The organism is Pseudomonas neuropathica (genome assembly GCF_051174785.1).
In the GTDB taxonomy this organism is placed as follows: Bacteria; Pseudomonadota; Gammaproteobacteria; order Pseudomonadales; family Pseudomonadaceae; genus Aquipseudomonas; species Aquipseudomonas neuropathica_A.
Genome location: NZ_CP195111.1, coordinates 1,769,715 through 1,782,366, shown reverse-complemented (window position 1 = coordinate 1,782,366; position 12,652 = coordinate 1,769,715). Strand labels below are relative to the sequence as shown.

Below are 12,652 nucleotides of genomic sequence, written 5' to 3'. Positions count from 1 at the left end.
GACTGTTTTTGTGAGAACCGACCGCATGTACAAACTTGAAGTCCAAGACCTGCATAAACGCTATGGCAGTCACGAAGTGCTCAAGGGCGTGTCCCTGAAAGCGGCAGCCGGCGATGTGATCAGCATCATCGGCTCCAGTGGCTCCGGCAAAAGTACTTTCCTGCGCTGCATCAACCTGCTCGAGCAGCCGCACGCGGGCAAGATTCTGCTCAACAACGAAGAGCTGAAACTGGTAGCGAACAAGGACGGCGCGCTGAAAGCCGCTGATCCGAAGCAACTGCAACGCATGCGTTCGCGCCTGTCGATGGTGTTCCAGCATTTCAACCTGTGGTCGCACATGACTGCAATTGAAAACATCATGGAAGCGCCGGTTCACGTGCTCGGCGTACCCAAGTACGAAGCGCGCGAAAAAGCCGAGTACTACCTGAACAAGGTCGGCGTAGCCCATCGTAAAGACGCGTTCCCGGGGCACATGTCCGGTGGCGAGCAGCAGCGTGTGGCGATTGCTCGTGCGCTGGCGATGGAACCGGAAGTCATGCTGTTCGACGAACCGACTTCGGCCCTCGACCCGGAACTGGTGGGTGACGTGCTGAAAGTCATGCAAGCGCTGGCTCAGGAAGGTCGCACCATGGTTGTGGTCACCCACGAAATGGGTTTTGCCCGTGAAGTGTCGAACCAGTTGGTGTTCCTGCACAAAGGTGTGGTGGAAGAGAGCGGCAACCCACGCGAAGTGCTGGTCAATCCACAATCGGAACGTTTGCAGCAATTCCTCTCGGGCAGCTTGAAGTAAATCAGGGCTGCCGTTGTGCACCGCTATAGTGCATGCTTCGCAGCCAGTAGGCCGACCTGCGATCTTTGTGGGAGCGAGCCTGCTCGCGAATGCGGTGTGACATCCGACACAGGTGTCGACTGATCCTCCGCTTTCGCGAGCAGGCTCGCTCCCACAGTTGGATCTCTGCCTGGATCTCGGTTGGTTTCAAGATTTGTGTTCATTTACGGGCTAGCATTGGCCCATGCCTTCATCACTGTTCTTCGTTTCGGATCGCCCGCCCATGACTGCCCATCGAATTGGTTTCCTGATTTGGCCCAGCACTAAAGCGTTGACGCTGGCGCTGGCGGAGGAAGCCTTGCGTGTTGCTCAGCGGGTGCACCCGGATGTGGTTTACGAACTGTCGTTCCTGCAGGCCGAGCCGCCGGCCGAAGGCGCCTGGCAATTACCCGGTGAAGCCTGGACCGGCAAGCTCGAAAATTTCCAGAAACTGTTCCTGCTCGCTGATGAGCCACCGACCACTTTGGCCCCGGCCCTCAGCAGTGCGCTCAAGCAACTGGTGCGTGCCGGTACGGTCGTCGGCGGTCTGTCCGCCGGTGTGTACCCGTTGGCGCAACTCGGTTTGCTCGACGGTTATCGCGCGGCGGTGCACTGGCGCTGGCAGGACGATTTCGCTGAACGTTTCCCGAAAGTCATCGCCACCAGTCATCTGTTCGACTGGGATCGCGATCGCCTGACTGCGTGTGGCGGCATGTCGGTGCTTGATCTGTTGCTGGCGGTACTCGCCCGTGATCACGGCGCGGAACTGGCCGGCGCCGTCTCGGAAGAACTGGTCGTTGAGCGGATCCGCGAAGGTGGCGAGCGTCAGCGCATCCCGTTGCAGAACCGTCTCGGTTCCAGCCATCCGAAGCTCACCCAAGCGGTGTTGCTGATGGAAGCCAACATCGAAGAACCGCTGACCACCGACGAAATCGCCCAGCACGTGTGCGTGTCCCGTCGTCAACTGGAGCGGATCTTCAAGCAATACCTCAACCGTGTGCCGAGCCAGTACTATCTGGAACTGCGCCTGAACAAGGCCCGGCAGATGTTGATGCAGACCAGCAAGTCGATCATCCAGATCGGCCTCTCGTGTGGCTTCTCCTCGGGGCCGCATTTCTCCAGCGCCTACCGCAACTTCTTCGGCGCCACGCCGCGGGAAGATCGCAACCAGCGGCGCAGCAGCAGCCCGTTCGAATTGTCGTCAGTACCGCCTGAACGCGGCTAGACACTGGTTGGCCAACACTAGCCAGTGATCATTGCGCTTATGGTTGTTCTTCGCCGTTGGAAAAATCTGAATCCTCGAAGTCTTCGAACGCTCTGTGTATTTCGTCCATCCTCTTGCGCTCCTCGAGCAGTCGTAGGTCATTTGCCGCGTTGTACGTCGCCAGGCTGCGCTGACTTCGGGGGGTCAATGGATTTTCACTGAAGTTGTAGGTCACCGGCCTGTCGTCACCGGGAGCAGGCAGTGGGTCAGGGAGTTCGGCGATGGCGTTTTCCGAAAGGTCTGCGTACGTCAATCGTTGCATGCCAAACAGGCCGTTCGGGACGTCGGTCAGTCCGGTGTTGTTCAAGCGCAGCGTCTGACACTTCTGCAGGTTTCTCAGGTCGGGTGCCCGGCCCAGCGGGTTGTGACTCAAGTCCAGTCCTTCCAGGTTTTTCATGGCCGCCAGTGCGTTCACGGTTTGCTCAGTAAGCACGATGCGGCATTGCGGCAATCTGAGGTTGGTCAGATGGTTCAGGTTGAAAACCGTCACGGGAATCTCGTTGAGTGGATAGCCCGTGATATTCAGTTCCTTCAGGTTCGGGAACAGCTCAAGCAGTCGGTCAACCCGAGGCGGCATATCGGCGGTACTTGTCAGTGTCAATCTTCTGATTTGTTCGAAACGTCCACTCAGTGCCGGCAGCTCGCTGTTCAAAGACACGTCGAGCGTAATATCGGTGTACGGAAGAAAGCTTGGCGCCTCGCGTAACCCTCCTTCCAGGTTGTTCCTGAACCCCATGCGCCGGGCATTTTCCAGGCGTAGCGCTTCGCCCTCCAGCTCGGTGCCCGTGAGCGGGTCCCGTGGCGTTTCTCTCACCCACACATCGAACTCGCCGAGCAGCGTGGTGAGGTTGTTATGGCGCCGTAACAATTCGCTATGGCCCTCGGCCAATGTGCCGGGCAGACCATAGACCAAACGATTGGCTTCTACTTCGCTGATGCCGGGGTACAGCGCTCGTGCCAGGGCAATGTCCTCCGGGTCGGCCGTAACCCCCAGGTACTGATAAGCGTCCCGAGCGAAGATCTTTATTCGCTCTCTTGACGCAGCGGAGAGCGGGTTGGCTCTCAGGACTACGCCATTGTGGAGAAGGCCGCGCAAGTCTTCCGGCAACTCCACGATCGCGTTTTCGCCGAGGAAGGCATCGCGCAGCCGCACCGATTGCCCAACGCCGACGGGAATCTGACTGATGCCTGTGCGTGTGAGGTCCAGGGTCGTCAGCGCTGGCAAGTTGCGGATATCCGGTGCAGTGCCCAAGGGATTGCCGTACAGATCGAGTTCTTTCAATCGCGTCAGCGTGGCAAGCGTCGTTTGTCCCGCCGCATCGAATACAACACCGCAACTGCTCAACGTCAGCGTTTCGAGGCCCGGCATGGCTGTCAGTGCCGAGGGGAACCGGCGCAGGGCGAAATTGCGCATCTCCAGAGACTGCAATCCGCCAAAGCGTGCGAGGAACCCATCCGGAGCATTCAAGGCCGGGTTGCCCTGGATGGACAAGCGGATGACGTGATTGAAGTCGGCTGTCAGTGCCGGTAACTCACCGGCGAAAGGCGCATCGATTTCCAGCGTGTTGAGTCGCAGCTCCGTCCTGTCGACGGTTCTGGCGCGCCAGAACTGCTCAAGTTGCTGACTGAACTGCTTTCTCTTGAGTTGTTCTGTCGTTCTTTCTACAGCGTTCCAGTGTTCGCCCGTCAAAGGATTGCGCACGGGCACGCGTTCGGACCAGGCGCTCAGATCGCTGATCATCTGGCTGATCTCCACTTCCCAACGCAGCAGTTGAGCGGTGCCGGCCTGCAGTGTGCCGGGCAGGTGATAGATCATGTGACTGGCATCGTCGATGTCCATCCACGGATACAGCCTTTGTGCGCTGGCCAGGTCACCGACGTCCGGCAGGACGTCAAACAGGCGCCCGTGCTCGACGTAGTAGGTTTTGATGCGTTCGCGAGCGGACAGCGACAGCGGGTTGTTGGCCAGACTGACCCCATCGGCGAGGTCCAGATCCAGGCTGAAAAAAGCTTCGGGCAGGTCAGTGATGCGGTTGCCGCTCAACAGGGCGTTTTTCAGGCTCGGGTGAGTGGCGAGGCCATTTGGCAGCGACGTAATGCCGGTATTGGACAGCAGGATGTCACGCATGGCCGGTAGCGACTGAAGGTCAGGTGCTACCGTCAGTGGGTTGTCGCTCAGATCCAGAAGTTCAAGGCCGTTGAGTGTGGCGAGTGTGCTCTGATCGGCGGGGGTGAGTGTCACGCCACAGTCTCTCAGCGTGAGTTCCGTCAGGTTGGACAGTTGAGTCACGGTCTGGGGGATTTCACCCAGTGGAAACTGTCGCAGCGTCAGTTCACGTGCATTGGCGAACAGATTGATGAACCCGTCCGGAGCACCAATGGCAGCGTTGCCCTTGAGCTTCACCGTTGAAACATGACTGAAGTCGGTTGTCAGTTGGGGGAAGTCACCGAAAAACTTCGCATCGGCTTCGAGAAAGTCCGCGCGCATGCCTGACTCGCCATTTCTGTAGCGCCAGAACCGCTCCAGCAGTTGTCCGAACTCGGACCGCGCCGCGAACTGATCAAACACCTCGATCGGCGTGAGGACCTCTCCAGTCACGGGATGTACGCTTGGAACCCGTGTTGCCCACGCGCTCAGGTCCGCTGTCATTTGATTGAGTTCCGCCCGCCACGCCACGAGCTGCGTCCGACTGTCCGTGATTGTTCCGGGCAAGTCGTAGATCAGATCGCTGGCCTGTTGCTCGTCCAGGCCCGGGAACAGTTGTCGTGTGAGGGCGATGTCGGTGTTTTCGGCGCGCACCGCAAAATCGTAACCGGTACGTCGGAAAAAGGTCTTGATCTTGTTGCGTGTGGCAAGCGACAGCGGGTTTTCAGAGAAATCCAGGCTGTCACTCAGATCGCCCGACAGCTCGAATAGCTCATCGGGTATTTCGGTGATGCGGTTACCGTTGAAAATGGCCGTGTCCAGATTCGGGTGGCTGGCCAGCCCATCGGGCACTGCGGTGATACCGCAATTGGACAGGTCGAGATGAGTCAGTTCGGGGAGAAGGTTCAGATCGGGAAAAGTCCCCAAGGGATTGTTGCTCAAATCCAGTCTGTGCAGGTTGTTGAGAGAAAGCAGTGTGGCCTCGTTCTCCGGGGTCAATACGACACCGCAATCGTTGAGTTCCAATACACGCAGGTGAGGCAGCCTGATCTGTGACAGCGTAATCGGTTCCAGGTCGAAGGCGTGCATCTCCAGCGTGGTCAGATTGGTAAAGCGCTGGAGGAATGGCAGGGTTGCCGTGACGGTTTTATTGCCCATCAGCGTCAGTCGCGAGACGTGGTCGAAGTTGGCGCTGAGTGCCGGCAGGTCACCCATGAAACCAAGTGTTGCGGTCAGTTCGGACTCTCTGCCAATGAATGTTCTGGAGCGCCAGAACTGTTCCAGCTTTTGACTGAACACGCGCCTCGCCTCGCGTTCCAGCGTTTGCTCATTGAGCGTCAATGGCCTTTGGAACACGGGGTCGAGTGCAGGAATCTGGTTGACCCATTCGCCGAGTTCGATCTGTAGCATGGTGAACTCGTTTTCCCAACGGGCGAGCTGGGTCAGGCTTTCGCTCCATGTGCCTGGGAGTCGATACAGCAACTCACTGGCCTGCTCGGCACTCAGGGCAGGAAACAACGTTGTGGTGCGCAGAACATCCGCTGGCTCCGCGCCGACCCCAAAGTGTTTGCCGGTTTGGTCATAGAGCGTTTTCAGCTTCTCGCGTGTGGCGGTCGACAGCGGGTTGTCGGCGAAACCGAAACCGTCACTGAGGGAACTGGCCAGGTTGAAAAAGGGTTCCGGTATTTCCGTCAGCTGGTTGCCTTCGAAATTACCGACGATCAGATGCGGATGATCGAGCAGATTGGCCGGCGGTGTGGAGATGCCCGTGTTCGACAGATTGAGGTAGCGTAATCGGGGCGTCGCGCTGATGTCGGGAGGCGTGCCCAATGGATTGCCCCGCAAATCCAGTAACGAGAGGTTGGGCAAGGACGCCAGTACTTGCTGGTTGGCAGCCGAGTGCTTGATACCACAATTGCGCAAGATCAATTGGCGCAGATTGGGCATTGCAGCAACGGACGGGGGCAGGCTTGGCATATCGAGATTTTGTGCATCCAGATACCTCAGGCTCGGAAAACGTTGCATGAAGGCGTCCACGGCCCCGTTGCTGGCGCTGCCATTGATGGACAGCATGTGGACGTGGCTGAAATCTGCTTCCAGCGCGGGCAGGTCACCCAATACCGGTTGCGCAATCTGCAACATATGCCCGGCGGGGCCGCGGGTTTCCCGACGCCAGCAACGCAGCACCGCGTCCCTGAACAACGCACGATTCTGCTGGGCTGCCCGGCGTTCGATGTAACTCAATGGCTGGCCGGTCGCTGGGTGATGGGTGGGGACGTCGTGCTCCCAGCGGCTCAAGTCATCGCTGAGCTTGGCGTATTCGTTGCGACCCCTGGCCAGTTCGGCGTTGAACGCTCCCGGATCATTGCGGAACGCGGCGACAAAGTTTTGCGCTTCTTCGGTGGACATGCCTCGATAGAGCGCTTGCACGCGCGCTTCGGGGCTGGTGATCGGCCGGCCCGTGGTGGTCAGAAAGTCCTGGTTCTCTATGCTGATTGCGCCGAGTTCGCCCGCTTCAAAAAAGTTCGCATCTTCAAGGCGTCTTGATCGGTTCGGCTGCTCATCTCCCAAACCTGCCAGGCGCAGTGTGTCCACGGCAGGCTGGCGAATCGGCGTGTCGAACATCACTGTGCGCAAAGCGTTACGCTCCAGTGTTCGCTCGCGAATTGCCGCTTTCAGCGCAGCACCCTGGCCGATCTGCAGGTTCAGGCTCTGACGCTCGCCATCCGGCAGCGCGTACAACAGGCTGGAGTAGAAGTCCGTGGACGAATGCAATTCCTGGCCGCGGTCATCAAAAGGTTGATAGCGGCCGTCAGACTGACGAATCAGGACTTTTTGCGCGGGGGCATCTTCGCGCCCGATGCTGTCGAGCGCAGCCCCTTCGTAATGTCCGTCGCGAATCTCGATGCGCACATCGCCGCTCCAGCCTGGCAACAGCTTGAGGCTGTGCAGCGCAAGAGCGTCGGAATCGGGATTGTTCATGGCGCTCAGTTCCAGACCCTCATAAGCGCGGGTGATGCGCACTTCCTGGCTGGCCAGTTGCATGAGCTCCTGTTGGCGCGGTGGCAATTGTCCCGCGCTGATCTGCAGCAGTTCTTCGCCACTGGCGGTGTCGAGCAGTTCGCGGGTCACGCTGGCGGGTAATGCCGGTGGGTGTTGGCTCAGCTGTCGTGCCAGCGGATCATCGATGGACTGGAGTGCCTGATAGCGCGCTTCGAACAGGGAGCTTCTGTGTCGTCGGGCGAGATGAGCCAGTTGCTTGCGCAGGGTTTGGCTGCGCACGTCCAGCGAAGGTGTCGGCCCGCCGAAGGGTTCTGCGAGCAAGGCTTTGGTTTGTTGCTCGTCGAGCGAATACAGCAGGGTCTTGAGCAGGTCGTCACCGATCAGGCTGTTTTGATCCAGCTCGGTCAGCGGCAAGGTGTCGTCTGCCGAAGATTGCCAGATCAGTTCGCCCTGTCGATCGACCAGACGCAGGCGTCGGTTACTCGGCCAGCGTCCGTGCTCGGTCAACAGTTGCAGTTGGGCTACGGGATCGGCGCGGCGATATTCGTCGGCCACGTCACTCTCGAGCCGATCGACCAGGCGTTGCAGTTCCTGATCGATCTTGAAGCGCTGGATGCTGTCGGCCAGCAGCGGGGGAGGTGTTTGCTGGTCGGCGTGCATCTTGCGCACGGCATCTTCGTTGACGCCGCTGACCTGAAGAATGGTCTCGCGCTCGGCGGGTGAAAACGACTCGACTGCCGGGCCGATTCGCCGCAGTGCGGTGTCGGTGTCCCATTCCAGCGGTTGTTCCAGTTCGGTATGCCAGGCGCCGGCGCTGTTGTGGCGCAATACCGGTTGGTAGGCGTCGGCGCGGGTCGGGTGTTCAATACGGTACTGGCCGGGAACCGGGCTTTCGCTCACGGCAAAACGAGCGTCGTCGATTGGCAGCAGTTGTTTGCCTTGGTGCGGGTGCAGGCCCAACTCGTTGGGTGTCGAGCTGGCGTCAGGCACAGCCGGGTGTTGGTAACGGGCCAGATCGGGATCCCAGTAGCGGGTTTTGCCATTGGCCAGTTGCACTGGTTTGAAGCGGTCGATGAACGCGACGATCTCTTTGGGCAGGACCTTGCGAAATTCGCCGGCGCCAATCGCCCCGCCCACCGCGAACATGCCCAGTTGAATCATCGATTCCAGGGTGCCCATCAAGTGTTCAAAGGCTTCGGTGGTGCGACCTTGCCCCCATTCGATGATGCCCTCGAAGACCTCGTCGAGCATTTGATAAGCCATGTACGCCATCATCGCTTCGCCGAGTACCGGCACGAACGGCGCGACGATCAGCGCGGCGGTCTGCACGATGGTCGAGATGATGTTGGTGACGGAGTCCCAGAAAGCCCAGCGTGCTTTTTGATCGACCGCCGCGGTGGGCACGGCGATCACTCTGGCGTCATTGAAGATCTTGTTCAGTTTCGCCTGATAGAAGTGTTGCCACAGATTGTCTTGAAACGGCGTGAGCGTGGTCTGCAGATCAGGTCGCTCGACAGGGGTGTCGCGCCACGCCGGCAGAGAACTGCCCGGTTCGGTCGGATGCCACTTCAGCTGGCTCAAGCGACTGTTGAGTGTGCTGAAGAAAAACCCTCGATGTTCGTGGTTCACGAAGCGACTGAAAAACTCTTGGTAGTCCTTCGAGCGCAACTGGCGTGTCAGTTCGACGATCAGATCATAGGTCGTGGCGTACTCCTTGAAGGGGTGCTCGGGGTCGTCCGGGACGTAAGCCACTACGCGCGCAGCGGTTCGCGAAATGTACAGGTCGGGGGCAAACACGACGATGCCGGTGAGCGGTGCACACAGCATGCCCATGTCATGGCACAGAACGGGTGCCCCGCCGACGTACAGACCTTTCATGCCGTCGAGCACGGCGTCGATCAAGCGAAAATAACTTTCCGAAACATCGCGGTTCATCCGCGCCCACTGCAGGGCCGCTTTCATTGCGGCTTTCTGGCTGGTGTCTATTTTCAGGCGCAGGACGGACGCCACCATCGGATCGGTGTAACCGAGGTTTTCTTCGAGACGGGTTTTGTACTGCGCGCCGATATCCAGTGTTCGGCACAGCCTGGTGAAGGCGGCAATGCTCAATTTGGCCTTGATCCACGGCAAGGTCATGAACTGGCCGGTATCGGAGGGCCGGGTAGTGAAGGTGGAGTCGGGTTCGAAGGCGTTTTCGTCCGTCTCCTTTTCTTCGAAGTTATGCAATGCAGCGTCCAGCAGCGAGACGCTCCAGGCGCGCGAGCCGGTCCTGATCGGGAACCACGGCGTGGTCGCGGGAATGTACAGGCGCACGAAGGTATTGCGTACATCCACATCCAGGTCGAAGTCGTTCTTCAGTGCTTGCCTGAGCAGCGGTTCGGCAAAGGCGCTGGCGTCCTGCAGGTGTTCCAGACTTTGGTCGACCGCGCTTTGCGCGTTCCAGTGAGCGACGTTGAGGTCGTTCAGTGCTTCGTGCTGAGCCGCCGGTGCCGTGTGCAGATTGCTCGAGCGTTGCGGTGTGATATTTGTGAGTGCCAGACGCCGGGTTTCTGAAGCGCTGCCCAGCCAGTCGGGGAGGCTGTCTTTGAGGGGCTGATAATGACTGTCGGGGTTCTTCGGAGAGTCTGTATCGGTGGAGTCGCTGGAGGGCAATCCGTCAGCTTGCTGCATGGTGTCGATCCTTGGGCCATTGAAGATGCCAAGCAAATCAGCAAGTGCGGATCGAGGTGCGGTACATATTTATAGCTTTGCAGCGAGGTTGAGTTGGTATTCTCTGCGGCCTGCCGCAAATCGGCGGCGCCAGTTAAACTGCGCCTTTGCGACGCTATTTGTCGCATTGCCGTAAACCCGTGAAAATCCGGGGTTTGCGCTATAAGAAGTTGTCGCTTGGCGACAAGGCCGGGCTGAAAACTGTCCTTACAATCCTCACCAAGCTCGCCAGTTTCAGGCGAGTGCTTCTCATCAGGAGACTCCGATGTCCGTTGAGCACGCTGCGGTACAACGCGCCGATTTCGACCAGGTAATGGTTCCCAACTACGCGCCTGCCGCTTTCATTCCAGTGCGTGGCGCTGGTTCCCGCGTCTGGGATCAGGCCGGCCGCGAGCTGATCGACTTCGCCGGCGGGATTGCCGTCAACGTATTGGGCCACGCGCACCCGGCGCTGGTCGGTGCCTTGACCGAGCAAGCGAACAAGCTGTGGCACGTGTCCAACGTGTTCACCAACGAGCCAGCGCTGCGCCTGGCGCACAAGCTGATCGACGCCACGTTCGCCGAGCGCGTGTTCTTCTGCAACTCCGGCGCTGAAGCCAACGAGGCCGCGTTCAAGCTGGCCCGTCGCGTTGCGTTCGACCGCTTTGGCACTGAGAAATACGAAATCATCGCCGCGCTGAACAGCTTCCACGGCCGTACCCTGTTCACCGTCAACGTCGGTGGCCAGTCGAAGTACTCCGACGGCTTCGGCCCGAAAATCACCGGCATCACTCACGTGCCTTACAACGACCTGGCAGCGCTGAAAGCGGCGGTTTCCGACAAGACCTGCGCGGTCGTGCTGGAACCGATTCAGGGCGAGGGCGGCGTACTGCCCGCCGAGCTGGCTTACCTGCAAGGTGCCCGCGAACTGTGTGATGCGAACAACGCGCTGCTGGTGTTCGACGAAGTGCAGACCGGCATGGGCCGCAGCGGCAAGCTGTTCGCCTACCAGCATTACGGCGTGACCCCGGACATCCTCACCAGCGCCAAGAGCCTGGGCGGCGGTTTCCCGATCGCGGCGATGCTGACCACCGAGGCGCTGGCCAAACATCTGGTCGTCGGTACTCACGGCACCACTTACGGCGGCAACCCGCTGGCGTGTGCAGTCGCGGAAGCGGTGATCGACGTGATCAATACCCCTGAAGTGTTGAGCGGCGTGAACGCCAAGCACGATAAGTTCAAGGCGCGCCTTGAGCAGATCGGCGAGAAGTACGGCCTGTTCACTCAGGTGCGTGGCCTCGGTCTGCTGATCGGCTGCGTGCTGAGCGATGCCTGGAAAGGCAAGGCCAAAGACATCTTCAACGCCGCTGAAAAAGAAGGCCTGATGATTCTGCAAGCCGGCCCGGACGTGATCCGTTTCGCCCCGAGCCTGGTGGTAGAAGACGCCGATATCGATGCCGGTCTGGACCGCTTCGAACGCGCTGCCGCCGCTCTGACGCAAGCCTGATAGACCCTTCGGCGCCTGGAGTTTTTTCAGGCGTCGAACCCAATTTTTGATGCCGGTGAGATTCATTGTGGGAGCGAGCCTGCTCGCGAAGAGGGAGTTTCAGTCGCCATCTATGCTGACTGATACACCGCTTTCGCGAGCAAGCTCGCTCCCACAGTGTCCGGTTATTTTTTCTGTGAATTCATAAGAGAAAGGAGTGACACCATGCTGGTGATGCGCCCCGCGCAAATGGCTGATCTGGGCGAGGTACAGCGTCTGGCTGCGGACAGCCCGATTGGTGTCACTTCCTTGCCGGATGACGTGGAACGTCTGAGCGACAAGATCGCTGCGAGCGAAGCCTCGTTCGCTGCTGAAGTGAGCTTCAACGGCGAGGAAAGCTACTTTTTCGTTCTCGAAGACTCGATCACCGGCAAGCTGGTCGGCTGCTCGGCCATCGTTGCTTCGGCCGGTTATTCGGAGCCGTTCTACAGTTTTCGCAACGAGACTTTCGTGCACGCTTCTCGCGAGCTGAAGATCCACAACAAGATCCACGTGCTCTCGCAGTGCCACGATCTGACCGGCAACAGCTTGCTGACCAGTTTCTACGTGCAGCGCGAGCTGGTGGGTTCACCGTGGTCGGAACTCAACTCCCGTGGCCGTCTGTTGTTCGTTGCCAGCCACCCGGAGCGTTTCGCCGATTCGGTGGTGACCGAGATCGTCGGTTACAGCGATGAAAACGGCGATTCGCCGTTCTGGGATGCGATCGGTCGCAACTTCTTCGACCTCAACTACGCCGAAGCCGAGCGTCTGTGTGGGCTGAAAAGCCGCACGTTCCTGGCCGAGCTGATGCCGCATTACCCGATCTACGTACCACTGCTGCCGGATTCCGCCCAAGAGGCGATGGGCCAGGTGCACCCGCGTGCGCAGATCACCTTCGACATCCTGATGCGCGAAGGCTTCGAGACCGATCACTACATCGATATTTTCGACGGTGGCCCGACCCTGCATGCACGTGTTTCGGGGATCCGTTCGATCGCCCAGAGCCGTGTGGTGCCGGTGAAGATCGGCGAGCCGGTCAAAGGTGCCGGGCGCCAGTATCTGGTGGCCAACGCGCAGTTGCAGGATTACCGCGCGGTGCTGCTGGAGCTGGATTACGCGCCGGGCAAACCGGTGACTCTGGATCTGGAAGCAGCCGAAGCCCTGGGCGTCGGTGAAGGTGCCAGCGTGCGCCTGGTGGCGGTTTAACGCCTTAGCGAG

At 59.5% G+C, this 12,652-nt stretch carries 5 protein-coding genes; 4 read left to right on the top strand and 1 reads right to left on the bottom strand.

What is annotated here, in order from left to right; all coding sequences use genetic code 11:
• Window positions 1-25: 25 nt before the first annotated feature.
• The gene (locus ACRRSD_RS08080) at window positions 26-790 is read left to right on the top strand and encodes an ABC transporter ATP-binding protein (RefSeq protein WP_007912705.1); all 765 of its coding nucleotides are present in this window, start codon (window positions 26-28) and stop codon (window positions 788-790) included.
• A 262-nt stretch (window positions 791-1,052) separates the two neighbouring features.
• On the top strand, window positions 1,053-2,033 hold the full coding sequence (gene argR / locus ACRRSD_RS08075) for a transcriptional regulator ArgR (protein WP_435037731.1): 981 nt from the start codon (window positions 1,053-1,055) through the stop codon (window positions 2,031-2,033).
• 37 nt (window positions 2,034-2,070) lie between these two features.
• On the opposite strand, the gene ACRRSD_RS08070 is transcribed toward argR, so the two are convergent.
• Window positions 2,071-9,891 carry a dermonecrotic toxin domain-containing protein gene (locus ACRRSD_RS08070; protein WP_435037730.1) on the bottom strand — a complete coding sequence of 2,607 codons (7,821 nt, stop codon included), beginning with the start codon at window positions 9,889-9,891 and terminating at the stop codon, window positions 2,071-2,073.
• Window positions 9,892-10,195: 304 nt separating this feature from the next.
• Here ACRRSD_RS08070 and ACRRSD_RS08065 point away from each other — a divergent pair, with 304 nt between their 5' ends.
• Window positions 10,196-11,416: an aspartate aminotransferase family protein gene (locus tag ACRRSD_RS08065; protein WP_397482089.1), complete on the top strand. Its 1,221-nt coding sequence runs from the start codon at window positions 10,196-10,198 to the stop codon at window positions 11,414-11,416.
• Window positions 11,417-11,620: 204 nt separating this feature from the next.
• Entirely contained in the window at window positions 11,621-12,640 is a 1,020-nt protein-coding gene (gene aruF, locus ACRRSD_RS08060; RefSeq protein ID WP_150693342.1) for an arginine/ornithine succinyltransferase subunit alpha, read from the top strand.
• The last annotated feature ends 12 nt before the right edge of the window (window positions 12,641-12,652 follow it).

Coding starts and splice junctions, on each gene's coding strand:
- ACRRSD_RS08080 (WP_007912705.1), top strand. CDS start 26: ATGTACAAACTTGAAGTCCAAGACCTGCATAAACGCTATGGCAGTCAC.
- argR (WP_435037731.1), top strand. CDS start 1,053: ATGACTGCCCATCGAATTGGTTTCCTGATTTGGCCCAGCACTAAAGCG.
- ACRRSD_RS08070 (WP_435037730.1), bottom strand. CDS start 9,891: ATGCAGCAAGCTGACGGATTGCCCTCCAGCGACTCCACCGATACAGAC.
- ACRRSD_RS08065 (WP_397482089.1), top strand. CDS start 10,196: ATGTCCGTTGAGCACGCTGCGGTACAACGCGCCGATTTCGACCAGGTA.
- aruF (WP_150693342.1), top strand. CDS start 11,621: ATGCTGGTGATGCGCCCCGCGCAAATGGCTGATCTGGGCGAGGTACAG.